Annotated in this window: 21 protein-coding genes; 11 read left to right on the top strand and 10 right to left on the bottom strand. The window is 66.6% G+C overall.

Annotated elements, in window-relative coordinates; translation table 11 throughout:
- The first annotated feature begins 33 nt into the window (after nucleotides 1-33).
- Nucleotides 34-1,470, top strand: coding sequence for a multidrug transporter subunit MdtD (gene mdtD, locus ACAW63_RS07230; RefSeq protein WP_371232702.1), 1,437 nt, complete (start codon nucleotides 34-36; stop codon nucleotides 1,468-1,470).
- Here the strand turns inward: mdtD and ACAW63_RS07225 are convergent, their stop codons facing one another.
- Together ACAW63_RS07225 and ACAW63_RS07220 are read right to left on the bottom strand one after the other, a co-directional pair.
- Complete coding sequence (locus ACAW63_RS07225; protein ID WP_371232701.1) at nucleotides 1,471-2,007, bottom strand: ATP-dependent zinc protease; 537 nt, start codon at nucleotides 2,005-2,007, stop codon at nucleotides 1,471-1,473.
- 93 nt (nucleotides 2,008-2,100) lie between these two features.
- A complete protein-coding gene (locus ACAW63_RS07220) occupies nucleotides 2,101-2,313 on the bottom strand; it encodes a cold-shock protein (RefSeq protein WP_015475193.1) in 213 nt (70 codons plus the stop codon).
- Nucleotides 2,314-2,634: 321 nt separating this feature from the next.
- Here ACAW63_RS07220 and dbpA point away from each other — a divergent pair, with 321 nt between their 5' ends.
- Nucleotides 2,635-4,011 carry an ATP-dependent RNA helicase DbpA gene (gene dbpA, locus ACAW63_RS07215; protein WP_371232699.1) on the top strand — a complete coding sequence of 459 codons (1,377 nt, stop codon included), beginning with the start codon at nucleotides 2,635-2,637 and terminating at the stop codon, nucleotides 4,009-4,011.
- Between the two features lie 196 nt (nucleotides 4,012-4,207).
- Complete coding sequence (gene yccS, locus ACAW63_RS07210; protein ID WP_371232697.1) at nucleotides 4,208-6,403, top strand: YccS family putative transporter; 2,196 nt, start codon at nucleotides 4,208-4,210, stop codon at nucleotides 6,401-6,403.
- 162 nt (nucleotides 6,404-6,565) lie between these two features.
- Here yccS and ACAW63_RS07205 read toward each other — a convergent pair whose 3' ends face one another.
- The 8 genes from ACAW63_RS07205 to rpmE all read right to left on the bottom strand — a co-directional run bounded on the left by ACAW63_RS07205 (nucleotide 6,566) and on the right by rpmE (nucleotide 14,351).
- Nucleotides 6,566-7,300 (bottom strand): substrate-binding periplasmic protein, encoded by a 735-nt coding sequence (locus ACAW63_RS07205; protein WP_371232695.1) that lies wholly within the window; start codon nucleotides 7,298-7,300, stop codon nucleotides 6,566-6,568.
- Between the two features lie 64 nt (nucleotides 7,301-7,364).
- A complete protein-coding gene (locus tag ACAW63_RS07200; RefSeq protein WP_371232693.1) occupies nucleotides 7,365-8,183 on the bottom strand; it encodes a phosphatase PAP2 family protein in 819 nt (272 codons plus the stop codon).
- Nucleotides 8,184-8,231: 48 nt separating this feature from the next.
- On the bottom strand, nucleotides 8,232-9,002 hold the full coding sequence (locus ACAW63_RS07195) for a slipin family protein (RefSeq protein ID WP_371232692.1): 771 nt from the start codon (nucleotides 9,000-9,002) through the stop codon (nucleotides 8,232-8,234).
- Nucleotides 9,002-10,345 (bottom strand): nodulation protein NfeD, encoded by a 1,344-nt coding sequence (locus ACAW63_RS07190; protein ID WP_371232690.1) that lies wholly within the window; start codon nucleotides 10,343-10,345, stop codon nucleotides 9,002-9,004. The genes ACAW63_RS07195 and ACAW63_RS07190 overlap by 1 nt, the downstream gene beginning before the upstream one ends.
- 141 nt (nucleotides 10,346-10,486) lie before the next feature.
- Nucleotides 10,487-11,755 carry a malic enzyme-like NAD(P)-binding protein gene (locus ACAW63_RS07185; RefSeq protein WP_275609844.1) on the bottom strand — a complete coding sequence of 423 codons (1,269 nt, stop codon included), beginning with the start codon at nucleotides 11,753-11,755 and terminating at the stop codon, nucleotides 10,487-10,489.
- 103 nt (nucleotides 11,756-11,858) lie between these two features.
- Nucleotides 11,859-13,310: a M48 family metalloprotease gene (locus ACAW63_RS07180; RefSeq protein WP_371232689.1), complete on the bottom strand. Its 1,452-nt coding sequence runs from the start codon at nucleotides 13,308-13,310 to the stop codon at nucleotides 11,859-11,861.
- Nucleotides 13,307-14,074, bottom strand: a complete 768-nt coding sequence (locus ACAW63_RS07175) for a thermonuclease family protein (protein WP_371232687.1) — start codon at nucleotides 14,072-14,074, stop codon at nucleotides 13,307-13,309. Before ACAW63_RS07175 ends, ACAW63_RS07180 begins: the two co-directional genes overlap by 4 nt.
- A 61-nt stretch (nucleotides 14,075-14,135) precedes the next feature.
- The gene (gene rpmE, locus ACAW63_RS07170; RefSeq protein WP_090264577.1) at nucleotides 14,136-14,351 is read right to left on the bottom strand and encodes a 50S ribosomal protein L31; all 216 of its coding nucleotides are present in this window, start codon (nucleotides 14,349-14,351) and stop codon (nucleotides 14,136-14,138) included.
- 210 nt (nucleotides 14,352-14,561) lie between these two features.
- On the opposite strand from rpmE, the gene ACAW63_RS07165 reads away from it, so the two are divergent.
- From ACAW63_RS07165 to phaZ, 8 genes are all read left to right on the top strand, one after another.
- Nucleotides 14,562-16,781 (top strand): primosomal protein N', encoded by a 2,220-nt coding sequence (locus ACAW63_RS07165; RefSeq protein WP_371232685.1) that lies wholly within the window; start codon nucleotides 14,562-14,564, stop codon nucleotides 16,779-16,781.
- A 212-nt stretch (nucleotides 16,782-16,993) separates the two neighbouring features.
- Entirely contained in the window at nucleotides 16,994-18,733 is a 1,740-nt protein-coding gene (gene argS / locus ACAW63_RS07160) for an arginine--tRNA ligase (protein ID WP_371232683.1), read from the top strand.
- Between the two features lie 6 nt (nucleotides 18,734-18,739).
- On the top strand, nucleotides 18,740-19,576 hold the full coding sequence (locus ACAW63_RS07155; RefSeq protein WP_371232681.1) for an SPOR domain-containing protein: 837 nt from the start codon (nucleotides 18,740-18,742) through the stop codon (nucleotides 19,574-19,576).
- Between the two features lie 143 nt (nucleotides 19,577-19,719).
- Nucleotides 19,720-20,256: an ATP-dependent protease subunit HslV gene (hslV, locus tag ACAW63_RS07150; RefSeq protein WP_275609839.1), complete on the top strand. Its 537-nt coding sequence runs from the start codon at nucleotides 19,720-19,722 to the stop codon at nucleotides 20,254-20,256.
- 29 nt (nucleotides 20,257-20,285) lie between these two features.
- Complete coding sequence (hslU, locus tag ACAW63_RS07145; protein ID WP_275609838.1) at nucleotides 20,286-21,626, top strand: ATP-dependent protease ATPase subunit HslU; 1,341 nt, start codon at nucleotides 20,286-20,288, stop codon at nucleotides 21,624-21,626.
- Nucleotides 21,627-21,718: 92 nt separating this feature from the next.
- Nucleotides 21,719-22,090 (top strand): DUF971 domain-containing protein, encoded by a 372-nt coding sequence (locus ACAW63_RS07140; RefSeq protein ID WP_275609837.1) that lies wholly within the window; start codon nucleotides 21,719-21,721, stop codon nucleotides 22,088-22,090.
- A gap of 647 nt (nucleotides 22,091-22,737) precedes the next feature.
- The gene (phaC, locus tag ACAW63_RS07135; protein ID WP_371232678.1) at nucleotides 22,738-24,417 is read left to right on the top strand and encodes a class II poly(R)-hydroxyalkanoic acid synthase; all 1,680 of its coding nucleotides are present in this window, start codon (nucleotides 22,738-22,740) and stop codon (nucleotides 24,415-24,417) included.
- Nucleotides 24,414-25,415, top strand: a complete 1,002-nt coding sequence (gene phaZ / locus ACAW63_RS07130; protein WP_371232676.1) for a poly(3-hydroxyalkanoate) depolymerase — start codon at nucleotides 24,414-24,416, stop codon at nucleotides 25,413-25,415. The genes phaC and phaZ overlap by 4 nt, the downstream gene beginning before the upstream one ends.
- The last annotated feature ends 38 nt before the right edge of the window (nucleotides 25,416-25,453 follow it).

Raw genomic sequence — 25,453 nt, 5'->3', positions numbered from 1 at the left:
AAGCTAGAGCCATTCCTGACCGATGGATCGACCATGAGCGAACCCTTCACCCTGACGCCCCGCGTGGCCCGCCTGCTGCCCTGGCTGGTGGCCATCGCCTTCTTCATGCAGGCCCTGGACGGCACCATCCTCAACACCGCGCTGCCGAGCATGGCCCGTTCGCTCAACGAAGACCCGCTACGCATGCAGGGCGTGGTGATCGCCTACCTGCTCACGGTAGCGCTGCTGATCCCCTCCTCCGGGTGGATTTCCGACCGCTTCGGCACGCGCCGGGTATTCCTCTTCGCGATCTTCCTGTTCAGCCTCGGCTCGCTGCTCTGCGCACTGTCGCCGACCCTTGGCACCCTGGTCGGCGCGCGGGTGGTGCAGGGTATCGGCGGTGCACTGATGATGCCGGTGGGGCGCCTGGTGATCCTGCGGGTCTACCCGCGCAGCGAACTGGTGCGGATTCTCAGCTTCGTCACCATCCCCGGCCTGCTCGGCCCGCTGGCCGGCCCGACCATGGGCGGCTGGCTGGTGGAATACGCCAGCTGGCACTGGATCTTCCTGATCAACCTGCCGGTGGGGCTGGTCGGCTTCCTCGTCGCCCTGCGCCTGATGCCGGACCTGCGCGGCGTGCGCGCCACGCGCTTCGACAGCGTCGGCTTCCTGCTCTTCGGCGGCGCCATGGTGCTGATCACCATCGCCCTGGAGGGCCTGGGCGAGCTGCACATGCCCCACGTGCGCGTGGTCCTGCTGCTGGTGGGCGGCCTGGTCCTGCTGGCGGCCTACTGGCTGCGTGCGCTGCGCATCGAGGCGCCGCTGTTCCATCCCTCGCTGTTCCGCACCCGCACCTTCGCCGTGGGCGTGCTGGGCAACCTGTTCGCCCGCCTGGGCAGTGGCTCGCTGCCCTTCCTCACGCCGCTGCTGCTGCAAGTGGGGCTGGGCTACTCACCGGCCAAGGCGGGGATGACCATGATCCCGATGGCGCTGGCGGCCATGGTGATCAAGTCGCTGGCCAAGCCGCTGCTGGAGCTGTTCGGCTACCGCAGGCTGCTGGTGGGCAACACGCTGCTGCTGGGCGCGATGATCGCCAGCCTCGGCCTGGTGGACCAGGACGTTTCCTACCCGCTGCTGCTGGTTCAGCTGGCGGTGCTGGGCGGGATCAACTCGCTGCAGTTCACCGCGATGAATACCCTGACCCTGATCGACCTGCGCGACGACAACGCCAGCGCCGGCAACAGCCTGCTTTCGGTGGTCATGCAGCTGTCCATCGGCCTGGGCGTGGCCTGTGCGGCAGCGCTGCTGGGCGGCTTCAATGGCGATCTGGAAAGTGCCCAGGGCGACGTGCTGTCAGCTTTCCACGCGACCTATCTGAGCGTCGGACTGATGTCGATGCTGGCGGCGGCGATCTTCTTCCAGCTCAACTCAGAGGACGGCCGCACCACGCCGCGCCGGGTCGATCCGGAGAACGACGTCAGCGAGCACTGATCAGGGCTTGCAGCTGGGCGCCAGGGTCTGGGTCTTGGACGAGTCCACCGTGCCCATGTGCTCCAGGCTGCGACGGCCGAGCAGTACCGGGAATTCCTGGGCCTGGCGGTCGCGCAGGGAGAACTGCTCGCGATAGACCTTGTTGCCCAGGCACACGTCCATCAGCACTACCGGGCTGCGCTCGACGCCATTGGCCGAGTGGAACTTCAGGACACGCTCGATCTTGCGCTCGAAGGGCAGGCGCAGTTCCTTGCCGGTCGCGGGGTCGGTGACCATCACGTCGTACTGCACCCAGCGCTCGTTGTTCTTCTTGATCCGGGTGATGTTGCGCGCGTCCATCGTGGACGTCTGTGCGCCGGTATCCAGCCGGGCCTTGAGCGCGGTTTCCTCGGGCATCAGCTTGATCGTCTCGGTCCAGCCCCAGCTACTGGGCTGGGCCGGCTGGACGGGCTGAGCCGGCTCGTCGGCCGCAACGGCGCAGGTGCCGGTAAAGGCGAACAGACCAAGGACCAGCAGGCGGAGGACAGGCGACGACATGGATGGAGACTCCGGAAGGGATAACGGCAGCTTTAGGCAATAAAAAACCCCGGATGTTTCCACCCGGGGTTCTTTGGCTGACGCCAGGGGATCTTAGTTGATCACCTGAACGCGCTCGGCCTGCATGCCTTTCTGGCCCTGCACGACTTCGAAGCTGACCTTCTGGCCTTCGGCCAGGGTCTTGAAGCCGTTACCTTCGATAGCGCGGAAGTGAACGAATACGTCCGGGCCGCTTTCCGGGGTAATGAAGCCGTAGCCTTTGGTTTCGTTGAACCACTTGACGGTGCCGTTCTGACGATTCGACATGGTGTTCTCCTTGGAACGAATTGGAAATTAGCCACACGAGTGGCCAGGAACTGAGTTGCAAGGAGTTACAAGGAGTCGAGCAGGACGGGGTGGAATAACCGACCGCATCAGGTCACGATCGACGGCGACCCATGCAAACACAGTTCAGGCACTCTACGACAAAAATCTGCGGAAAGCGAATCTGTATAAAAAACCATATGTGCCCGGTCGCGCGTTTTCTGACGAGTGGCCGCAAAGCCTTGCACCGCCGGTATCCCGGCCCGCTGGAAGGCGCCCTCCTGCTACACTGCGCGGCCATATGGATTCACCCGGGCCTCTTTCGTGACCACCTCCGCATTCTCCAGCCTTCCCCTGTCGGCCGACCTGCTGGCCAACCTCGATTCCCTCGGCTACCGCGAGATGACCCCGATCCAGGCCGCCGCCTTGCCTGCGATCCTCAAGGGCCGCGACCTCATTGCCCAGGCCAAGACCGGCAGCGGCAAGACCGCCGCCTTCGGCATCGGCCTGCTCAGTCCGCTGAATCCGCGCTACTTCGGCTGCCAGGCGCTGGTGCTGTGCCCGACCCGCGAGCTGGCCGACCAGGTGGCCAAGGAAATCCGCCGTCTGGCCCGCGCCGCCGACAACATCAAGGTGCTGACCCTCTGCGGCGGCGTGCCCTTCGGCCCGCAGATCGGCTCGCTGGAGCACGGCGCCCACGTGGTGGTCGGCACTCCGGGCCGGGTGCAGGAGCACCTGCGCCGCGAGACCCTGAAACTCGACGGCCTCAATACCCTGGTGCTGGACGAAGCCGACCGCATGCTCGACATGGGCTTCTACGACAGCATCGCCGACATCATCGGCCAGCTGCCGACGCGCCGTCAGACCCTACTGTTCTCCGCCACCTACCCCGAAGGCATCGGGCAACTGGCGGCGAAGTTCCTGAAGAATCCCGAGCGCGTGGAAGTGGAGGCGCTGCACGACGACAGTCAGATCGAACAGCACTTCTACGAGATCGATCCGAAGCAGCGTCTCGATGCCGTCGTACGCCTGCTTCAGCATTTTCGTCCGCAGTCCTGCGTGGCCTTCTGTCATACCCGCCAGCAGTGCATGGAAGTGGTGGAGCAGCTCAACGCCCGCAAGATTTCCGCCCTGGCCCTGCACGGCGACCTGGAGCAGCGCGAGCGCGACCAGGTGCTGACGATGTTCGCCAACCGCAGCTGCAGCGTGCTGGTGGCCACCGACGTGGCCGCCCGCGGGCTGGACATTGCTGCGCTGGAAGCGGTGATCAACGTCGAGCTGTCGCGCGATGCCCAGGTCCACGTGCACCGCATCGGCCGTAGCGGCCGCGCCGGCGAGAAGGGCCTGGCGCTGTCGCTGGTCACCCCGGCCGAGGCCAGCCGCGCCCAGGCCATCGAGGACCTGCAGGGCGCACCGCTGAACTGGGAACGCATCGACTTCCTCAAGGCCAACGACGCCCCGCTGCTGCCGCCGATGACCACCCTGGCCATCGCCGGCGGGCGCAAGGACAAGCTGCGCCCTGGCGACATCCTCGGCGCGCTGACCGGCGACGCGGGCCTGAAAGGGACCCAGGTCGGCAAGATCGCCATCTTCGACTTCCAGGCCTTCGTTGCCGTGGAGCGCGACGTCGCCAGGCAGGCGCTGAAACACTTCAACGAAGGCAAGATCAAGGGCCGTTCGTTCAAGGCGCGGATTCTCTGAGTGGCTCTTCTGTAGGAGCGAGCTTGCTCGCGAACCGCACGGCATCGGTATCGCCGGCAAACACCGTTCGCGAGCAAGCTCGCTCCTACGAGAAGCCCCTCTGCGCAGCCGAGACAGCTGCGTGTAGCACTCGCGATAGCAGCGCGGCAGACGTTCCGCTAGTCTGAGCGCAGACACCCGGAAGTCCCGCACGCGCATGTTTTCCTCCCCACTGCTCCAGTCCCTGCGGCGCCTCTGGGCGCTGGACAAGTTCGCCTACAGCCTGCGGGTGTTCGTCGCCCTCAGCGGGGTCATGCTCGCGTGCTGGCTGCAGGGTCGGCCGGAGCTGGTGATCCCGCTGTTCCTCGGGGTCATCGCCAGCGCCCTGGCGGAAACCGACGATCACTGGCTGGGCCGCCTGCAGGCGCTGCTGGTGACCCTGGCGTGCTTCAGCATCGCCTCGCTGGCGGTGGAGCTGCTGTTCCCCTACCCGCTCGTTTTCGTCGCCGGCCTTGCGCTCTCGACCTTCGCCATGACCCTGCTCGGCGCGCTGGGCGAACGCTACGCGGCCATCGCCTCGGCCACGCTGATCCTGTCGATCTACACCATGATCGGGGTCGACCAGCGCGGCGGCACGCCCAGCGACTTCTGGCGCGAGCCGGCGCTGCTGGTGATCGGCGCCGGCTGGTACGGCCTGCTGTCGGTACTGTGGAACGCGCTGTTCGCCAACCAGCCGGTACAGCAGAGCCTGGCCCGGCTGTTCCTCGAACTGGGCCAGTACCTGAAGATCAAGTCGACCCTGCTGGAGCCGCTGCGCCAGCTCGACGTCGAGGCCCAGCGCCTGGCCCTGGCGCGGCAGAACGGCCGCGTGGTGGTGGCGCTCAACCAGGCCAAGGAAACCATTCTCGCGCGCCTTTCCCATGGACGACCGAGCCCGAAGATCAGTCGCTACCTGAAGCTCTACTTCATCGCCCAGGACGTCCACGAGCGCGCCAGTTCCTCGCACTACCCGTACAACCAGCTGGCCGAAGCCTTCTTCCACAGCGACGTGCTGTTCCGCTGCCAGCGCCTGCTCAACCAACAGGGCAAGGCCTGCAGGGCGCTGGCGAAGGCCATCCAGCTGCGCCAGCCGTTCGACTACAACGACAGCGAACTGGCCCTGGCCGACCTCAACGCCTCGCTGGAATACCTGCGCCAGCAGGGCAACCCGGCCTGGCGCGGGCTGCTGCGTTCCCTCGGCGCGCTGGCGGCCAACCTCACCACGCTGGACCGGAAACTCAGCGGCGCGAGCAACCCCGACGCCCTGGACGACGAGCAGGACAGCACCCTGCTCGACCGCTCTCCCCGCTCGCTCAAGGATGCGCTGGAACGCATCCGCCTGCAGATCTCGCCGACCTCGTTGCTGTTCCGCCACGCCCTGCGCCTGTCGTTGGCGCTTGCAGCCGGCTATGGCGTGCTGCACCTGATCCACCCGACCCAGGGCTACTGGATCATGCTCACCACCGTATTCGTCTGCCAGCCCAACTACGGCGCCACGCGCATCCGCCTGGTGCAGCGGATCCTCGGTACGTTGATCGGCCTGGTGGCCGGCTGGGCGCTGATCGACCTGTTCCCCAACCCGCTGATCCAGTCGCTGCTGGCGGTGGTCGCCGGGGTCGCCTTCTTCGCCACCCGCAGCACCCGCTACACCCTGGCGACAGCGGCGATCACCCTGCTGGTGCTGTTCTGCTTCAACCAGGTGGGCGACGGCTACGGGCTGATCCTGCCGCGCCTGTTCGATACCCTGCTCGGCGCGCTGATCGCCGGCGCGGCGGTGCTCCTGGTCCTGCCCGACTGGCACGGCCGCAGCCTGCACCGCCTGGTCGGCGGCACCCTGGCCTGCAACAGCCGTTACCTGCGCGAGATCATGCAGCAGTACGCCAACGGCAAGCGCGACGACCTGGCCTACCGCACTGCCCGGCGCAACGCGCACAACGCCGACGCCACGCTCTCCACCACGCTGTCGAACATGCTGCTGGAGCCCGGCCACTTCCGGAAGGACGCGGAAATCGGCTTCCGCTTCCTGGTGCTGTCCCACACCCTGCTCAGCTACCTCTCCGCCCTCGGCGCGCACCGCGACCGCCTGCCACCGGCGCCGAGCGACAACCTGATCGGCGAAGCTGCCGAACGCCTCACCGCCAGCCTCGACGACATCGCCACGCGCCTCACCGAGCAGCGCCCGGTGGCGATCTACAGCGATGAGGAAGATGCGCTGGCCAAGCGCCTGGAGGAGCTGCCCGAGGAGGAGGATGACGCGCATCGACTGGTGCAGACCCAGCTGGCGCTGATCTGCCGGCAGCTCACGCCGCTGCGCACCCTGGCGGCGCATCTGCTGAAGAAGAAGATTGGCGCGGAGCAGTCCGAAGCGGCATGAGTCCCCTGCAAGGCCGAGCATCCTCGCGAGCAGGACAGAATAGGGCGTATGACGCTCGCCGACATACGCAACCCGACCTTGTTTTCGGATCGCTCGGAGCCTGACTCCGAGTTGCCGTTTCGGGGCACTCCGAGTGCGGCTGCAGAGCCGACGATAGGCGCCCTACAACCCATGCTCCCGCAACAACGCGTCGTAGCTGCCGTCTGCCTTCATCTCGCGGATCGCCTTGTTGAACGCCGCAACGATCTTCGCGTGCTGCGGAACATGCCGTCCCACCAGGATGTGCAGGCCATTCTCAGTCAGTGGCAGCGGCAGGAACTCCAGCTGGTCCTTGAGTTCGGCAAGGTCGCCGTTGAAGTGCACGCGCGCGGTGATCTCGTCTTCCAGCGTCAGATCCACGCGCCCGGCCTGCAGCATCAGCGCCGCATTGACGAAGCTGAACACCGGCACCCGCTGCAGTTTCGGGTCGCTGTTGAAGGCCTCGGAATAGGCGTAACCACGCACCATGGCGATGCGATACGGGTAGAGATCGGCCAGTTTGGCGAAGGTGATGGGCGCGCCCCGGCGCTTGATCAGGCGCACGCGGTTGACCATATAGGGTTCGGAATACACGGCGAAAGCCTCGCGCTCCGCCGCGTACCAGGCATCGGCCACCAGGTCGTATTCGCCATTCGCCACGCCATGCAGGACACGCGGCCAGGGCACCTCGATGTATTCGCTGGCGTAGCCGGCACGCTTGAGCGCGGCCTGCACCAGGTGCACCGCCACGCCGTTGCCCGGCAACTGGCGGTCCGCGTAGGGCGGCCAACGGTCGGCGGCGACGCGCAACACTTCCCCGGCCCGCGCCGCGCTGGAAACGCACAGGAACAACAGGATCAGCAGCAGGCGCAGCGGCATCGAGGGGGTATCGTCCAGGGAGTAGCTTTCAAGACTAGACGCTGCCCACGGGGCCGCACCAACCTCAGAACAGCATCGCCGCGCGCAGGCTCATGCCACCGCCGGTCTCGGGGACCACCGTCAGGTTGTAGCGGTCGCGCTCGGGCCCTTCGAGGAACAGGTTGTAGGTGAAGTTGGCGAAGAAGTTGCCCACCGCCATGCCCACCAGCACGTCCGTGGGGTAGTGCTTGTCGCCCTCGACCCGCGCCAGCGCCGTCAGCCCATCGAGCGTGTAGAGCCCGGCCTTGGCGGTGTAGCGCAGGGTCGGGTCCATGTCGATGTAGTCCAGGTTGCGCCGGGTGAAGCTGGTGTGCACGGCGGTGACGGCGGTGTGCTTGGACGGGAAGGAGTCGTCGGGAACGCCATCGGGGCGCTCGCGTCCGGACCACTCCTTGGCCTCCTCGACGAATCCGGTCACGGCGTAGCGATCCGCCGCCAGCAGGGCCAGGTTGCGCCCGCGCCAGCTCCATTTCTCCTCGGTGTCCGCCTCTTTCGGCGCGGCAATCAGGGCACTGGCTACGCTCAGCCCGGTGGCAAGATTGAGCATGTGGTCGGCGGCCTGGTTGGCATCGCCACCGAAGAACCAGTCGTGATCGCTCGCCGAGCGTTGCCATTTGTGGTCCCAGTTTCCGGCGGCGATCACCGCGGCGCCGGCCACCGGTCCCCAGACATCCGGGCTGACCACCGCGCGCTGGGCGGAGTCGCCCACTCGCGACCAGCTCATCTGAGGTGCGCCTGCGCAACCGAGCAGGCCAGTGGCAACGGCCAGCGTCAGGGCCGTCAGCAGGGTAGGTTTCATCATTTCCCCCAGGGCGCCCACTTCGTCCTGGAATGGACGCGTCAATGCATGAGCCTGGAACTATAGACGCTGACTATCCGAAGGAATTTGCCTTCAGTCAGGCTTGTTCGACTTGCCGCCGGGCTCCAGCAGGCCCCTGAGCAACTCGATGGGCATGGGGAAGACGATGGTGGAGTTCTTGTCGCCGGCGATCGAGCCCAGCGTCTGCATGTAGCGCAACTGCATGGCGCCGGACTGGCGGCTGAGCATCTCGGCGGCCTGCATCAGCTTCTCGGACGCCTGCAGCTCGCCCTCGGCATGGATGACCTTGGCCCGCCGTTCCCGCTCCGCCTCGGCCTGGCGCGCAATGGCGCGGATCATCGACTCGTTGAGATCGACGTGCTTGATCTCGACGTTGGCGACCTTGATGCCCCAGGCGTCGGTCTGCGCATCGAGGACCTTCTGGATGTCCATGTTGAGCCGCTCGCGCTCGGCCAGCATCTCGTCCAGCTCGTGCTTGCCCAGCACCGCGCGCAGGGTGGTCTGCGCCAGCTGGCTGGTGGCGGCGAGGAAGTTCTCCACCTGGATGATCGCCTTCTGCGGGTCGAGCACGCGGAAGTACACCACCGCATTGACCTTCACCGAGACGTTGTCGCGGGAGATCACGTCCTGCGGCGGCACGTCGAGCACCACCGTGCGCAGGTCGACCCGGACCATCTGCTGCACCACCGGAATCACCAGCACCAGCCCCGGCCCCTTCACCTTCCAGAAGCGGCCCAGCTGGAACACCACCCCACGCTCGTATTCACGCAGGATTCGCAGCGCGCTGAGTACCAGGAACAGCAGCAGGATCAGCGCCACCAACAGCCCGAAGGGAAAACCCATCACACACCTCCTGAATCGTCGTTGGCCGCCACTTCGAGGCTCAGGCCGTTACGCGCCATCACCCGCACCCGCTGGCCACTGTGCAGCGGCCGGTTGGCGTGGACCTGCCACTGCTCGCCCTGCAGCAGCACCCAGCCGGCGCAGGGATCGTCATCGGCCACCCACTGGATGGTCGCCAGGCTCCCCACCAGGCCCGCCGGACCGCTGACCACGGCGCGGCGGCGCGCCTTGAGCGCAACACTGAGGACACCGGCGATGAACAGCGCGCTGACAGTCGCCAACGCCACCACCAGCCCCAGGGGAATGCCGTAGCCGGGAGCGTCGGTGTCCACCAGGATCAGCGCGCCGACCACGAAGGCGGCAATGCCGCCCAGCCCGAGGGCGCCGAAGCTGGGCATGAAGGCTTCGCCGACCATGAAGGCCAGGCCGAGCAGGATCAGCGCCATCCCGGCATAGCTCACCGGCAGCATCTGCAGTGCGTACAGCCCCAGCAGCAGGCAGATCGCACCGAGCACGCCGGGCAGCGTCATGCCGGGATTGGCGAACTCGAAGATCAGCCCGTAAATGCCGATCATCATCAGGATCAGCGCCACGCTGGGATCGGTGATCACCGCCAGCAGCCTGGTCCGCCAGTCCGCCTCACGCTGCACCAGCGCCGCTCCAGCCACCTGCAGGCGCAGGTCGTGACCTTCGACGCTGACGCTGCGGCCGTCGATCATGGTCAGCAGCATGGGAATGTCCGGCGCCACCACATCCACCACCCTCTCCTTCAGCGCCTCGTCCGCCGCCAGGCTGACCGCCTCGCGCACCGCGCGTTCGGCCCACTCCGCGTTGCGTCCGCGCAGTTGCGCCAGGCCACGGATATAGGCCGAGGCATCGTTGATCTGCTTGCGTTCGAGGGTGCTGCGGTTGTCGTCAGGCTTGGCGGCGCCCTTGTCCTGCGAGTGTTCGGGGTCGGGCATGCCGATCGCTATCGGCGTCGCCGCGCCCAGGTTGGTGCCCGGCGCCATCGCCGCGATGTGGCAGGCGTAGAGGATGTAGGTCCCAGCACTGGCGGCCCGCGCACCGCCGGGGGCGACGTAGCCGGCCACCGGCACCGGGCTGACCAGGATCGCCTTGACGATGCTGCGCATCGCGCTGTCCAGCCCGCCGGGGGTGTCCATGCGCAGCACCACCAGCGCCGCGCCCTCACCGGCGGCGCGATTGATGCCACGCACCACGTAGTCGGCGGTCGCCGGCCCGATGGCGCCGTCCACATCCAGCACCACCGCCGTGGGAGCCGCCAGCGTCCCGCCCGCGCCAAGCAGCAGGAAACAGGCGAGTCGACGGAGCAGCCTCAACATGGCGCCTCCCGGCCGCAGCCGGCGGGCGCCGCAGCGAATGGATGGACGACGCCCTTCCCTAAAGCATAGCCCTCCGGGTCCGGCCTCCCGCCAGAAACGAAAAACCCCGCCGAAGCGGGGTTTCTCGTGAGCCGTAGCGAATCAGCCGTTGAAGACGTCTTCGACGGACTTCAGCGGGTAGTGCTTCGGATACGGCAGGGTCGCCACGCCGGTCTCGATGGCGGCCTTGGCCACGGCGTCGGAAACGACGGTGATCAGGCGCTTGTCCATCGGCTTCGGAATGATGTACTCGCGGCCGAACTCCAGGGCGCTCACGCCGTAGGCGTCGCACACGTCCTTGGGTACCGGCTGCTTGGCCAGGTCACGCAGGGCCAGGGCGGCGGCGATCTTCATCTCTTCGTTGATGCGGGTGGCGCGTACGTCCAGGGCACCGCGGAAGATGAAGGGGAAGCCCAGCACGTTGTTCACCTGGTTCGGGTAGTCCGAACGGCCGGTGGCCATGATCACGTCATTGCGGGTGGCGTGGGCCAGTTCCGGCTTGATTTCCGGGTCCGGGTTGGAGCAGGCGAAGACGATCGGGTTGGGTGCCATGCGGCTGAGGTCTTCGGCGCTCAGCAGGTTGGCGCCGGACAGCCCGACGAACACGTCGGCGCCATCCAGGGCGTCGGACAGGGTGCGCTTGTCGGTCTCGGTGGCGAACACAGCCTTGTACTGGTTCAGGTCGTTACGGCCAGCGTGGATCACGCCCTGGCGGTCGATCATGTAGATGTTCTCGACCTTGGCGCCCATGCTCACCAGCAGCTTCATGCAGGAGATGGCGGCAGCGCCGGCGCCCAGGCAGACGATCTTCGCGGACTCCAGCTTCTTGCCGGCGATTTCCAGGGCGTTGAGCATGCCGGCGGCGGTCACGATGGCGGTGCCGTGCTGGTCATCGTGGAACACCGGGATGTCGCACTGTTCGATCAGCGCGCGCTCGATCTCGAAGCACTCGGGTGCCTTGATGTCTTCCAGGTTGATGCCGCCGAAGGTGATGGAGATGCGCTTGACGGTATCGATGAAGGCCTGCGGGCTTTCGGCGTCGACTTCGATGTCGAACACGTCGACACCGGCGAAGCGCTTGAACAGCACGCCTTTGCCTTCCATGACCGGCTTGGAGGCCAGCGGGCCGAGGTTGCCCAGACCGAGGATGGCGGTGCCATCGGAAATGACCGCGACCAGGTTGCCCTTGCCGGTGTACTTGAAGGCCAGCTCCGGATCACGCGCGATTTCGCGGACCGGCTCGGCAACACCCGGGCTGTACGCCAGCGACAGGTCGCGGGCGGTGGCGGTCGGCTTGGTCAGCTCGACGCTCAGTTTACCGGGGCGGGGTTGGGCGTGATATTCGAGGGCAGCGGTCTTGAGATCAGACATTTGGGCACTTCCGCTTTTGTTACTTGTTGGACAGACGGGGGTCCGAGCATACGCAGAAAGCCCGCACCTGCCAAGGTAGCCCAAGCCCCTGCTGTCAAGACCTCTAGCGTACGACCTTCAGCCAATCTCCAGATTTTGGCCGGCCGATTGGATACAAGTCATTCAATAAGCGTATACGATTTATCGAGTCAGTTTCCAGACCCGGCCCCGCTTTCGCAAACTCCTCGACAGTCTGCCCGGATTTGACCTGAACGACGGCGATCCGGCGCGGTTGCGCCAGTTTCTTCTCGTCCGCGCGCAGCGGCCGGAAGCTGCGGATCACCTGCAGGAACTGGTCGTCCACGCTCTCCAGGGAGGCGCGGCCTTTGACCGCACCCACGAACAGGTAGGCGCGATCCTTCTGGTAGATCACCGCGACGCGGCGCGCGGGCGAGCCGGGCACCACGCCGGTGGCGACGTCCAGGCCGGCCTGCTGGAAGCTCTCCTCCCCCGCCAGGCGGCCGCCCGCGCCCTTGCGCAGGAACTCCGCCGGCGTCAGCTGGCCATCGCGCTGCACCAGCTTCATGCCGATGTAGGCCTGCTGGTCGGCGGTGAAGCCCACCAGGGCGGTCGGCTGGTTGAGAATGCCCCAGCCCGCCGGGTAGGTCAGGGTGAAGTCCAGCTCGGAGTGGTAGAAGCTCTGCCCGCGGCGTACGCCACTGGAGGCCGAGTCGCCGAAGGGCATGCCGTCGATGGCCTTCAGGTAGCGCTCGGCGCCGACTTCACGCTGGCCGCTGCCGGCCAGGGCCTGGGCCGGACCGATCACCTGTTTCAGGCGCTGATCGTTGTCCGGGTGGGTGTCGAACAGGCCGTGGTAGCCCACCGGCTGGGTGGCCTGGCCCTTGCGCCTGGCCTCGTCGCGGGCGAAGTCTTCCTGGTTCTTCAACACCCGCACCACCTGGATCATCGCAGTGGGGTCGTAGCCGGCGCGAGCCAGGTATTTGGCGCCCAGTCCGTCCGCTTCCAGCTCCATGTCGCGGCCATAGCCGCGCACGAAGGCGGTACCCAGCACGTTGGTGAGGTCGGCGGCGGCGCCAACCCCGGTGCCGATGGCCACGGCCTGGCCGAGGATGTTCCAGGCGCTGGACTGGCTCTGCTGGCGCACGCTGTGGCGGGCGGTGACGTGGCCGACTTCGTGGCCGAGCACCGCAGCCAGCTCCGCTTCCGAGCCCAGGTAGGCCATCAGGCCGCGATGGATGTAGACGTAACCGCCGGGCAGGGCGAAGGCGTTGATGTCCGGGGTGTCGATGACGGTGAAGTGGTATTGCAGGTTGGGCCGGTCGCCGGCGCGGGCGACCCGTTCGCCGACCTGCTGCACGTAGGCCTGCAGCTTCTCGTCCTCGTAGCGCGGGTACTGCTTGAGGATTTCCTGGCTGTACTTCTGCCCCAGGCCGAGCTCCTCCTGCTCGCTCATCATCACGAAGTCGGTCTTGCCGGTGGCCGGGTTGACCGCGCAGCCCGCCAGGACGCTCAGCAGCGCCAGCAGGGCAAGGATTCCGAACGAGCGCACGCTCATGGCAATACCTCCATCATCGCCGGGTCGGTCAAAGGCAGCATCCAGCGTGCCTGTCCTGGTTTGATTGCACCGCGCTCGGACCGGTCGATCACCCAGCCGCGCGCTTCCACCTGTCGACCGCGCAGGTCACGCAGGGTTGCACTGTCGAAGTTCTTCAGCAGCCGTGGATCGATACGCAGCACCAGCGGGCCATCGAGATCGATCCACAGGCCACCGCCGTTACGCTGCACCTGTTCGACGCGACCGCGAACCACGGCAAAGCCGCTGTCGTGGAGTTGCTGCGCCGCCTGCACCGGCGGACGCTTCCACAGCCCCAGCCCGGCGCTGCGCGCCTCGCGCTCGGCAGCCTGCTGGCAGGCGGTGAGATCGGTATTCGGCGCAATAGCTACAAGGTAGCCCAGACCTTCGGCGAGCAGGCGGGATTCGAGATTGTCGCCGCGGGAATCATAGGCGTGGGCCAGGGTGCGGCCGTACTTGTCCTTGCCCTGGCGGCCGCTGACAAGGCCGACCTCGCCGTCGCTGGCCGCCACCAGCGCCTGCAAGCGACGCTGTGCGGCAACGGCGAAGGGCTCTTCCGGGCGCCCGCGATGGGCCAGCTCCGGGGCGTTCACGCCGATCAGGCGCACGCTGCGGCCATCGGCGAGCTTCAGGGTGTCGCCGTCCACCACCCGCGCCACGCGCACCGTTTCGGGCGACTCGGGCTTCGGGCAGGCAGCGGCAGCCCCGTCCGCCGCAAAGCAGACGGCCATAAAAAAGGCGCCCACGAGGGACGCCTTTTTCGAGATACCGTGAAAAACCATCGAGGGCCTTTCCCGGAAATCGATCTTACTTCTTGCCACCGAACATGGCGAAACGCTGGTTGAAGCGATCGATACGGCCGCCGGTGTCGACGACTTTCTGCTTGCCGGTGTAGAACGGGTGGCACTCGGAGCAGACGTCCAGGTGGATGCTCTTGCACAGGGTCGAACGGGTCTTGATCACGTTGCCGCAGCTGCAGGTAGCTTCGATTTCTTCGTACGCGGGATGGATTTCCGGTTTCATGATGTCTTCTCTCTGGTTGGTGTGCCGCCACCCAGTCTCTGTCAGAAGCCGAGCCACGGTCATCGAGGACCGCAGGCGGGATCTTTACCGGGCACCGCACAAATTAAGGGCGTGGATCATACCAGAGCTGTTTTTCCACGCAAGTCAAGCCTCGACCGATGGTCGCCGGGTGCTAAGATCGCCGCTCCCCGCCGCTCCGGAATCCGCCGCGTGCCCTCACCAGCCATTCTACGCCTCGCCCTGCCCTCGCCGCTGCGCCGCCTGTTCTACTACCTGCCCCCGCGCGGCGTCGATGTGTCGCGCCTGCAGCCGGGCGTGCGGCTGCGCGTGCCATTCGGCCGCCGCGAGATGGTCGGCGTGCTGGTGGACAAGGTGGAAACTTCCGACGTGCCGGCGGACAAGCTGCGCCCCGCCCTGGCCGTGCTCGACCGCGAACCGCCGATGCCGGCACACCTGCTGGAGCTGTGCCGCTGGACCGCGCAGTACTATCAGCACAGCCTGGGCGACACGCTGTCCTGGGCGCTGCCCAACCTGTTGCGCCAGGGCGACCCCGCCGAGGTGCGCCAGCAGCGCTTCTGGCATGCCGAACCCGGCGCCCGCGAGGACGACCCGCGCCTGGCTCGCGCGCCGCGCCAGCGCGAGACGCTGAAGGTTCTCAAGCAGCACCCCCACGGCGTCGCCCACGAACTGCTCAGCCAGTTGCAGATCAACAAGGACAGCCTCGACCTGCTGCAGGAAAAGGGGCTGGTCTCGCTGGAGGTACGCGTCCACAGCGTGCCGCCGCACCACGGCCCGTGGCTCGCGCAAGCCGAGCTGCCGCTCAATGCCGAGCAGCGCGCCGCCTTCGAGTCCGTGCGCGCCGGTTTCGGCGGCTTCCACAGCTTCCTCCTGGCCGGCGTCACCGGCAGCGGCAAGACCGAGGTCTACCTGCAGCTGATCCGCGAAACCCTGGAGGCCGGCAAGCAGGCGCTGGTGCTGATCCCCGAGATCAACCTCGGCCCGCAGACCCTCTCGCGCTTCGAGCGTCGCTTCAATGCGCGCATCGCCCTGCTGCACTCGGCGCTGACCGACCGCGAGCGCCTCGACGCCTGGCTCGCCGCCCGCGATGGCGAGGCGGACATCATCATCGGCACCCGCTCGGCGCTGTTCACCCCACTGAAGAGTCCGGGGCTGATCATCATCGACGAGGAGCACGACGCTTCCTATAAACAGCAGGAAGGCCTGCGCTACCACGCCCGCGACCTGGCCATGGTGCGCGCACGACTGGAGAACGTGCCAATCCTGCTGGGCTCGGCCACGCCGGCGCTGGAAAGCCTGCACAACGCCCAGAGCGGCCGCTACGGCCTGCTGCGCCTGACCCAGCGGGCCGGCGGCGCGCACCAGCCGAAGTTCCAGCGCCTGGACGTGAAGAGCCTGCCGCTGGATTCGGGCATCTCCATGCCGCTGCAACGCTCGATCAAGGAAACCCTGGCCGCCGGCCAGCAGGTGCTGGTCTACCTGAACCGCCGCGGCTTCGCCCCGACCCTGCTGTGCCACGACTGCGGCTGGATCAGCCAGTGCCCGCGCTGCGACGCGCGAATGACCGTGCACCAGGGCAGTGGCGAGTTGCGTTGCCACCACTGCGACCACCGCGAGCGGCCGCCGCGCAACTGCCCGAAATGCGGCACCGTGGACCTGCGCCCGGTGGGTGCCGGCACCGAGCGCGCCGAGGAGCGCCTGCGCATCCTCTTCCCCGATTACCCGGTGCTGCGCATCGACCGTGACAGCACCTCGCGCAAGCACGCCATGCGCGACCTCTTCGCCACCATCAACAAAGGCGAGCCGTGCATCCTGGTCGGCACCCAGATGCTCGCCAAGGGGCACCACTTCCCGCGCGTCACCCTGGTGGCGATCCTCGATGCCGACGGCGGGCTGTTCTCCGCCGACTTCCGCGCAAGCGAACGCATGGCCCAGCAGATCGTCCAGGTCGCCGGCCGCGCCGGGCGCGCCGAGGAACCGGGCCGCGTGCTGATCCAGACCCACCTGGCCGACCACCCGCTGCTGGTGCAGCTCACCGAACAGGGCTACTTCGCCTTCGCCGACCAGGCCCTGGCCGAACGCCGCGCCGCCGGCCTGCCACCCTTCGCGCACCTGGCGCTGCTGCGCGCCGAGGCGCACAAGCCGGGGCAGGCCGAAGGCTTCCTCGATGAAGCCTGCGCCGAAGCGGAGCGCTTGCAGGCCACGCTGGGCAGCGACGTGGAGCTTCTCGGCCCGGTGCCGGCGCCCATGGAACGCCGCGCCGGCCGCTACCGCGCCCAGCTGCTACTGATGAGCCCCGCCCGCGCACCGCTGCACCGCCTGCTCACGCCCTGGCTGCAGACGCTCGAAGGCATGCCCAGCGGACGCCAGGTGCGCTGGTCGCTGGACGTCGACCCGATCGATCTTTTCTGACGATTCGCCCGGACGATCTCTTCCCAAGAAACCGCCCGGCCTTGCGCATCCGTCCTGCATTGACTTCCATCAGCCGCGACGGACGGCACAGCGGCGAGACTGAGCAAGGAGTGCGCCGCGGTTGGCAAGCCATGCCCAGCCACGGATAATGCGCGGTTCTGAGCCCGATAACCGGTCGCGCGCGCCGGATGCACGCGAGCACGGAGAAAACCATGAAAGACACGATTCGCCACCTGATCCAGCAAGCCCTTGTCAGCCTCACCGAAGACGGCACCCTGCCGGCCGGCCTGACGCCCGACATCCAGGTGGAGAACACCAAGGACCGAACCCACGGGGACTTCGCCAGCAACATCGCCATGATGCTGGCCAAGCCGGCCGGCATGAAGCCGCGCGACCTCGCCACCAAGCTGGTCGAGGCGCTGCCGCAGAGCCCGGAAGTGGCCAAGGTCGAGATCGCCGGTCCCGGCTTCCTGAATTTCTTCCAGGACCAGGCCTGGCTCGCCGCCAGCCTCGACAAGGCCCTGGCCGACGGTCACATCGGCGTGCGCAAGGCCGGTGCCGCGCAGCGCGTGGTGGTCGACCTGTCCTCGCCGAACCTGGCCAAGGAAATGCACGTCGGCCACCTGCGCTCGACCATCATCGGCGACGCCGTCAGCCGCGTGCTGGAATTCCTCGGCGACACCGTGATCCGCCAGAACCACGTGGGCGACTGGGGCACCCAGTTCGGCATGCTGCTGGCCTACCTGGAAGAACAGCCGGTGGACGCCCAGGCCGAGCTGCACGACCTGGAAGTCTTCTACCGCGCCGCCAAGAAGCGCTTCGACGAGTCCCCCGAGTTCGCCGACCGCGCCCGTGAGCTGGTGGTGAAGCTGCAGGCCAACGATCCCAAGTGCATCGCCCTGTGGACCCGTTTCAACGACATCTCCCTGTCCCACTGCCAGAAGGTCTACGACCTGCTGGGCGTGAAGCTGACCATGGCCGACGTGAAGGGCGAGAGCGCCTACAACGACGACCTGGCCAACGTGGTCGCCGACCTCACCGCCAAGGGCCTGCTGGTCGAGAGCGACGGCGCCCTGTGCGTGTTCCTCGACGAGTTCAAGAATGCCGAAGGCGAGCCGCTGCCGGTGATCGTGCAGAAGGCCGGCGGCGGTTATCTCTACGCCACCACCGACCTCGCCGCCATGCGCTACCGCCACAAGGTGCTGCACGCCGACCGCGTGCTGTACTTCGTCGACCAGCGCCAGGCCCTGCACTTCCAGCAGGTGTTCGAAGTGGCCCGCCGCGCCGGCTTCGTCCCGGCCAGCATGGAGCTGGAGCACATGGGCTTCGGCACCATGAACGGCGCCGATGGCAAGCCGTTCAAGACCCGCGACGGCGGCACCGTGAAGCTGATCGATCTGCTGATCGAGGCCGAGGAGCGCGCCTACACCCTGGTGAAGGGCAAGAACCCCGACTTCAGCGAGCAGGATCTGCGCCAGATCGCCCATGCCGTCGGCATCGGCGCGGTGAAGTACGCCGACCTGTCCAAGCATCGCACCAGCGACTACAGCTTCAACTTCGACCTGATGCTGAGCTTCGAAGGCAACACCGCGCCGTACCTGCTGTATGCGTACACCCGCGTGGCGAGCATCTTCCGCAAGCTGGGCAAGGGCTACGACGAAGTGGGCGGAAGGATCAATCTCCAGCAGCCCCAGGAAATCGCCCTGGCCGCGCAGCTGGCGCAGTTCACCGATCTGCTCAACAACGTGGCGGTCAAGGGTGTGCCGCACATCCTCTGCGCCTACCTGTACGAGCTGGCCGGCCTGTTCTCCAGCTTCTACGAGCACTGCCCGATCCTCGCAGCCGAGGACCCGGCGCAACAGGAAAGCCGCCTGCGCCTCGCCGCGCTGACCGGCCGTACCCTCAAGCAGGGCCTGGAGCTGCTGGGCCTGGAAACCCTGGAGCGCATGTAAGCACCCATGGCGAAGAAGAAACCCGCTCCCAAGCGCGGCGCCAGCCGCTACCAGGCCCCGGCCAAGAAGAGTTCGGTCCCCGGCTGGGTCTGGCTGGTCGCCGGCCTGGCCATCGGCGGCTTCATCATGTTCCTGATGAAGCTGGAGCCGGGTCGCAACGACGTCAAACGCGAGAAGCCCGAGGCGCCCAAGGCCGTCGTGGGCTCCAACAAGCCGTCGGGCACCGTGCAGCAGCAACAGCCCGGCGCGCCGACCGGGGTGAAGCCCAAGTACGACTTCTACACCCTGCTGCCGGGCTCGGAAGTCGCGGTTCCGCCCGAGGCCGTACCGCCGCCGGCCAAGCCTGCGCAACCGCAGCAGCCGCCGACCGTGGTCGCCACCAAGGAAGAAGCCGAGAAGATCGACACCCAGCGCGCCCTGGCCGCCCTGAGCGGGCAGAATCCGCCGCCGCCCGCGGTGGTCAAGCCTGCCGCTACCCCGGCCACTCCGGCTGGCGCCGCCACCGCCAACCCGGCGGCGACGGCGCAGAAGCAGGCGCAACCGCAGCCCCCGGCAACCCCGACCGCACCGGCCAAGCCCACGCCGCCGCCGGCCGTGGCCGCCACCCAGTACTACCTGCAGGCCGGCTCGTTCCGTAAGCAGTCCGACGCCGACCACCTGCGCGCGCAGATCATCATGATGGGCCAGAACGCCCGCGTGGAATCCGGCACCGTGCGCGACGAAACCTGGTACCGGGTGATGGTCGGCCCCTATGGCGACCGCACCAAGGCCTCGGCCGCGCAGAAGCAGCTGGCCGGCAACGGCTTCAGCAATCTGCTGTTACAGCAGCGCCAGACCCGCTGATCCCTCCAGGAATCGAGCCCTGCGCCGACAGGCGGCGCGCGAAAAGCGCGTTCACCGCTCGGCGCAGGACTTGAACCCCGCCTTTGTAGTCCCCATCTGACTCTGCATTCGGGCACATCGCCCCGCAGTGTGGAGTAAGACCCTTGACCACCATCGTATCTGTCCGCCGTAACGGCAAAGTCGTCATGGGCGGCGACGGCCAGGTTTCCCTGGGCAACACCGTGATGAAAGGCAACGCGAAGAAAGTCCGCCGCCTGTACCACGGTGAAGTGCTGGCCGGCTTCGCCGGCGCCACCGCCGATGCCTTCACCCTCTTCGAACGTTTCGAGCAGCAACTGGAGAAACACCAGGGCCACCTGGTGCGTGCGGCCGTCGAACTGGCCAAGGACTGGCGTACCGACCGTTCCCTGAGCCGACTGGAAGCCATGCTCGCCGTGGCCAACAAGGACGCCTCCCTGATCATCACCGGCAACGGCGACGTGGTCGAACCCGAGCATGGCCTGATCGCCATGGGTTCGGGCGGCGGCTTCGCCCAGGCAGCGGCCATGGCCCTGCTGCAGAAGGCCAGCGACGACATGAGCGCCCGCGAGATCGCCGAGACCGCCCTGAACATCGCCGGCTCCATCTGCGTGTTCACCAACCAGAACCTGACCATCGAGGAGCTCGACAGCGCCATCTGAGGCGTTGTCGTTCCGGAGTAACGCATCAAATGTCCATGACTCCCCGTGAGATCGTCCACGAACTCAACCGTCACATCATCGGCCAGGAAGACGCCAAGCGCGCCGTGGCCATCGCCCTGCGCAACCGCTGGCGGCGCATGCAGCTGCCCGCCGAGCTGCGCGCCGAGGTGACGCCGAAGAACATCCTGATGATCGGCCCGACCGGCGTCGGCAAGACCGAGATCGCCCGTCGCCTGGCCAAGCTGGCCAACGCCCCCTTCATCAAGGTCGAAGCGACCAAGTTCACCGAAGTCGGCTACGTCGGCCGTGACGTCGAGTCGATCATCCGCGACCTCGCCGATGCCGCGATCAAGATGCTCCGCGAGCAGGAAGTGCAGAAGGTGAAGTACCGCGCCGAAGATGCCGCCGAAGAGCGCATCCTCGACGCCCTGCTGCCGCCGGCGCGCACCGGGGGCTTCGGCGACGAGCCGCCGCGCGAGGATTCCAACACCCGTCAGCTGTTCCGCAAGCGTCTGCGCGAAGGCCAGCTGGACGACAAGGAAATCGACGTCGAAGTGGCCGACATTCCCTCGGGTGTGGAAATCATGGCCCCGCCCGGCATGGAAGAAATGACCAACCAGCTGCAGAACCTCTTCTCCAACATGGGCAAGGGCAAGCGCAAGACCCGCAAGCTGAAGGTCGCCGAGGCCATGAAGCTGATCCGCGACGAGGAAGCCCAGCGCCTGGTCAATGAAGAAGACCTCAAGGCCCGCGCCCTGGAAGCGGTGGAGCAGAACGGCATCGTCTTCATCGACGAGATCGACAAGATCGCCAAGCGTGCCAACGCCGGCGGCGCCGACGTTTCCCGCGAGGGTGTGCAGCGCGACCTGCTGCCGCTGATCGAGGGCTGTACCGTGAACACCAAGCTGGGCATGGTGAAGACCGACCACATCCTGTTCATCGCCTCGGGCGCATTCCACCTGTCCAAGCCCAGCGACCTGGTGCCGGAACTGCAGGGCCGCCTGCCGATCCGCGTCGAGCTCAAAGCCCTGACCCCGAGCGACTTCGAGCGCATCCTCAAGGAGCCGCACGCCTCGCTGACCGAGCAGTACACCGCGCTGCTCAACACCGAGGGCCTGGGCATCGAGTTCGCCGCCGACGGCATCAAGCGCCTGGCGGAGATCGCCTACCAGGTCAACGAGAAGACCGAGAACATCGGTGCCCGTCGCCTGCACACCCTGCTCGAACGCCTGCTGGAAGAGGTGTCCTTCGACGCCGCCGACCTGGCCAGCGAGCACAGCGACAAGCCGATCGTGATCGACGCGGCCTACGTCAACGGCCACCTGGGCGAACTGGCCCAGGACGAAGACCTGTCCCGCTATATCCTGTAAGCGATCCGCATCGTTGCGACGGGGCACCTCAGGGCGCCCCGCTCGTTTGTGCCGGCGCTACAATGGCCACACGCACGTATCAGGAGCCGTCCATGCGCATTCCCACCGCCATCAAGCTGCACAAGGCCTCGAAGAAGCTTTCGCTGACTTATGGGGAGCAGTCCTACGACCTCTCGGCCGAGTTCCTACGCGTGCACTCCCCTTCGGCGGAGGTGCAGGGGCATGGCAATCCGGTGCTGCAGGTCGGCAAGCTCAATGTCGGCCTGTCCGGACTGGAGCCCGCCGGGCAATACGCACTGAAACTGACCTTCGACGACGGCCACGACAGCGGGCTGTTCACCTGGGACTACCTGTACGAACTGTGCACCCGCCAGGACGAGATGTGGGCGGATTACCTGGCCCAGTTGGAGAAAGCCGGGAAGTCGCGCGATCCGTCGGAGTCGGTGGTCAAGCTGATGCTGTAGGTTCCGCCTGTAGGCGCGATCGCGGACAAGGTCCGCTCCTACACCGGGAGCGTAGGGCGTATAAGGTTCGACGTTATACGCCGCCTAACCGTGGCTTCCGGCCGCGCAGGCTTCAACCAGGAATCTGTCATCGAGCGCTTCGAACCCAACCACTGCGCCAACTGACGATCCTGGTGTATCGGCGTACAACCGCGAACGGTTGTACGCCCTACGAATGCGCAGACAGTTGCCCCGGCAAGCAAGCCCCTCCAACTCATTCGAAATTTCCCTCCCCCCTCCTCCGCACAAACCTTCGTCGGGCAATCACCTTGGGGCACGCCATTTGCAACATTCGCCATGCAGACTGGTTCTTGCGTGGTTGCCGTGGACGAGTTCGGAGGATCCCCCCTCTCTAGAGCGCGTTTTCTAACTTTTCCCGACATACTCCTAGGAGAAGGCCCACGCTGCACCAGCTTGCGCGGTGAAGGAAACTCGGGTAACCAAGACAGTGCAATGCACCGCACTTGAGGTTCCTGACTTCCAGTGACGCCGCCAAGTGATGAACCGCGTGGAGTGTTCTCCACGTTCCGCCAACCCGAGCAGTACTTGGCCGCGTCACTCCAGATGAGCCTCGCCAGTATTCGTCTCAGGACAATGGAGCGTCGCCGATGACCCAGAAAAAGAACAACGATCTGCCTCAGCAAGCCGCGGAAAACACACTCAACCTCAACCCGGTGATCGGCATTCGCGGCAAGGACCTGCTTACGTCTGCCCGCATGGTGCTGCTGCAAGCGATCAAGCAGCCTTTCCACAGTGCCAAGCACGTGACCCATTTCGGCCTGGAGCTGAAGAACGTGCTGCTCGGCAAATCCGAACTCAAGCCGGCCGACGACGATCGCCGCTTCAACGACCCGGCCTGGAGCCAGAACCCGCTCTACCGCCGCTACCTGCAGACCTACCTGGCCTGGCGCAAGGAACTGCATTCGTGGATCGGCGACAGCGACCTCTCGTCGCAGGACATCAGCCGCGGCCAGTTCGTCATCAACCTGATGACCGAGGCCATGGCGCCGACCAACACGCTGTCCAACCCGGCGGCGGTCAAGCGCTTCTTCGAGACTGGCGGCAAGAGCCTGCTCGACGGCCTCACCCACCTGGCCAAGGACCTGGTGAACAACGGCGGCATGCCCAGCCAGGTGAACATGGAAGCCTTCGAGGTCGGCAAGAACCTGGCCCTGACCGAAGGCGCGGTGGTGTTCCGCAACGACGTGCTGGAGCTGATCCAGTACAAGCCGATCACCGAGAGCGTGCATGAACGCCCGCTGCTGGTGGTACCGCCGCAGATCAACAAGTTCTACGTCTTCGACCTGTCGCCGGAGAAGAGCCTGGCGCGCTTCTGCCTGCGCAACAGCGTGCAGACCTTCATCGTCAGCTGGCGCAACCCGACCAAGGCGCAACGCGAATGGGGCCTGACCACCTACATCGAGGCGCTCAAGGAAGCCATCGACGTGGTCCTGGCCATCACCGGCAGCAAGGACCTGAACATGCTCGGCGCCTGCTCCGGCGGCATCACCACGGTGACGCTGCTCGGCCACTACGCGGCCCAGGGCGAGGAGAAGGTGCATGCCTTCACCCAGATGGTCAGCGTGCTCGACTTCGAGCTGAATACCCAGGTCGCGCTGTTCGCCGACGAGAAGACCCTGGAAGCCGCCAAGCGCCGCTCGTACCAGTCCGGCGTCCTGGAAGGCAAGGACATGGCCAAGGTGTTCGCCTGGATGCGGCCCAACGACCTGATCTGGAACTACTGGGTCAACAACTACCTGCTGGGCAACGAGCCGCCGGCCTTCGACATACTGTTCTGGAACAACGACACCACCCGCCTGCCGGCCGCGCTGCACGGCGAGCTGGTGGAGATGTTCAAGACCAATCCGCTGACCCGCGCAGGCGCGCTGGAAGTGTCCGGCACGCCGATCGACCTCAAGCAGGTCACCTGCGATTTCTACTGCGTGGCCGGCCTGTCCGACCACATCACGCCCTGGGAAGCCTGCTACCGCTCCGCGCGGCTGCTGGGTGGCAAGTGTGAGTTCATCCTGTCCAACAGCGGGCACATCCAGAGCATCCTCAACCCGCCGGGCAACCCCAAGGCACGCTTCATGACCGGACCTGAGCTTTCCGCCGATCCGAAGACCTGGCAGGAAAACGCCAGCAAGCATGCCGACTCCTGGTGGCTGCACTGGCAGAACTGGCTGGCCGAGCGCTCGGGCAAGACCCGCAAGGCGCCCACCGCGCTGGGCAACAAGGCCCACCCGGCCGCCGAAGCCGCCCCCGGAACCTACGTACACGAACGATGAAGACAGAACCTGTCCCGCCCGTCGGCGCCGCCCTGGACGACGCCTCCCCGCAACCGACAGCGACCACCGAAGTGGTCGCCGGGCCCCGCCGCGCCAAAACCCGGCGCAGCAGCCCGGAGGTGTTGCCGGACAAGGCGCCGGCCGCCCAGCCCTTCGAGTTCCGCACCATCGAACTCGACGGGCAGACCATCCGCACCGCCGTGCGGCCGGGCAAGACACACATGACGCCGCTGCTGATCTTCAACGGCATCGGCGCCAACCTGGAACTGGTGTTCCCCTTCGTCGCCGCACTGGACCCGGACCTGGAGGTGATCGCCTTCGACGTCCCCGGCGTCGGCGGCTCGTCCACGCCCAACACGCCGTACCGCTTCCCCGGTCTGGCCAAGCTGGCCGCGCGGATGCTCGACTACCTGGACTACGGCCAGGTGACGGCCATCGGCGTGTCCTGGGGCGGCGCGCTGGCGCAGCAGTTCGCCCATGACTACCCCGAGCGCTGCAAGAAGCTGATCCTCGCCGCCACCGCCGCCGGCGCGGTGATGGTGCCGGGCAAGCCCAAGGTGCTCTGGCGCATGGCCAGTCCGCGCCGCTACATCCAGCCGTCCTACGGCATACATATCGCCCCGGACATCTATGGCGGCGCCTTCCGCCGCGACCCCAAGCTGGCCCTGGCGTTCGCCAGCAAGGCGCGCTCCTCGGGCAAGATGGGCTACTACTGGCAGCTCTTCGCCGGCCTTGGCTGGACCAGCATCCACTGGCTGCACAAGATCCGCCAGCCGACACTGGTCCTGGCTGGCGATGACGACCCGATCATCCCGCTGATCAACATGCGCCTGATCGCCTGGCGCATCCCCAACGCCGAACTGCATGTGATCGACGACGGCCACCTGTTCCTGGTGACCCGCGCCGAGACCGTGGCGCCGATCATCATGAAGTTCCTCCAGGAGGAGCGGCAGCGCGCGGTCATCCACCCGCGACCGTTCACGCCAAAGGCCAGCTAGGTGTCATGGCTTCGTCATGCTCGGCGGGCACCCTGCCT

This window comes from Pseudomonas sp. QE6, assembly GCF_041379005.1.
GTDB lineage: Bacteria > Pseudomonadota > Gammaproteobacteria > Pseudomonadales > Pseudomonadaceae > Pseudomonas.
Note: the sequence above shows the minus strand (reverse complement) of the source record. Positions and strands in the feature narration are given on the sequence as shown.

What these genes read in the sequence shown, in the direction of transcription:
- ACAW63_RS07195 (WP_371232692.1), bottom strand. Translation starts at nt 9,002, where the DNA reads ATGGGTTTTCCCTTCGGGCTGTTGGTGGCGCTGATCCTGCTGCTGTTC.
- ACAW63_RS07190 (WP_371232690.1), bottom strand. Translation starts at nt 10,345, where the DNA reads ATGTTGAGGCTGCTCCGTCGACTCGCCTGTTTCCTGCTGCTTGGCGCG.
- ACAW63_RS07225 (WP_371232701.1), bottom strand. Translation starts at nt 2,007, where the DNA reads ATGTCGTCGCCTGTCCTCCGCCTGCTGGTCCTTGGTCTGTTCGCCTTT.
- mdtD (WP_371232702.1), top strand. Translation starts at nt 34, where the DNA reads ATGAGCGAACCCTTCACCCTGACGCCCCGCGTGGCCCGCCTGCTGCCC.
- hslU (WP_275609838.1), top strand. Translation starts at nt 20,286, where the DNA reads ATGTCCATGACTCCCCGTGAGATCGTCCACGAACTCAACCGTCACATC.
- rpmE (WP_090264577.1), bottom strand. Translation starts at nt 14,351, where the DNA reads ATGAAACCGGAAATCCATCCCGCGTACGAAGAAATCGAAGCTACCTGC.
- ACAW63_RS07220 (WP_015475193.1), bottom strand. Translation starts at nt 2,313, where the DNA reads ATGTCGAATCGTCAGAACGGCACCGTCAAGTGGTTCAACGAAACCAAA.
- yccS (WP_371232697.1), top strand. Translation starts at nt 4,208, where the DNA reads ATGTTTTCCTCCCCACTGCTCCAGTCCCTGCGGCGCCTCTGGGCGCTG.
- ACAW63_RS07205 (WP_371232695.1), bottom strand. Translation starts at nt 7,300, where the DNA reads ATGCCGCTGCGCCTGCTGCTGATCCTGTTGTTCCTGTGCGTTTCCAGC.
- ACAW63_RS07180 (WP_371232689.1), bottom strand. Translation starts at nt 13,310, where the DNA reads ATGAGCGTGCGCTCGTTCGGAATCCTTGCCCTGCTGGCGCTGCTGAGC.
- phaZ (WP_371232676.1), top strand. Translation starts at nt 24,414, where the DNA reads ATGAAGACAGAACCTGTCCCGCCCGTCGGCGCCGCCCTGGACGACGCC.
- ACAW63_RS07155 (WP_371232681.1), top strand. Translation starts at nt 18,740, where the DNA reads ATGGCGAAGAAGAAACCCGCTCCCAAGCGCGGCGCCAGCCGCTACCAG.
- ACAW63_RS07140 (WP_275609837.1), top strand. Translation starts at nt 21,719, where the DNA reads ATGCGCATTCCCACCGCCATCAAGCTGCACAAGGCCTCGAAGAAGCTT.
- phaC (WP_371232678.1), top strand. Translation starts at nt 22,738, where the DNA reads ATGACCCAGAAAAAGAACAACGATCTGCCTCAGCAAGCCGCGGAAAAC.
- argS (WP_371232683.1), top strand. Translation starts at nt 16,994, where the DNA reads ATGAAAGACACGATTCGCCACCTGATCCAGCAAGCCCTTGTCAGCCTC.
- ACAW63_RS07185 (WP_275609844.1), bottom strand. Translation starts at nt 11,755, where the DNA reads ATGTCTGATCTCAAGACCGCTGCCCTCGAATATCACGCCCAACCCCGC.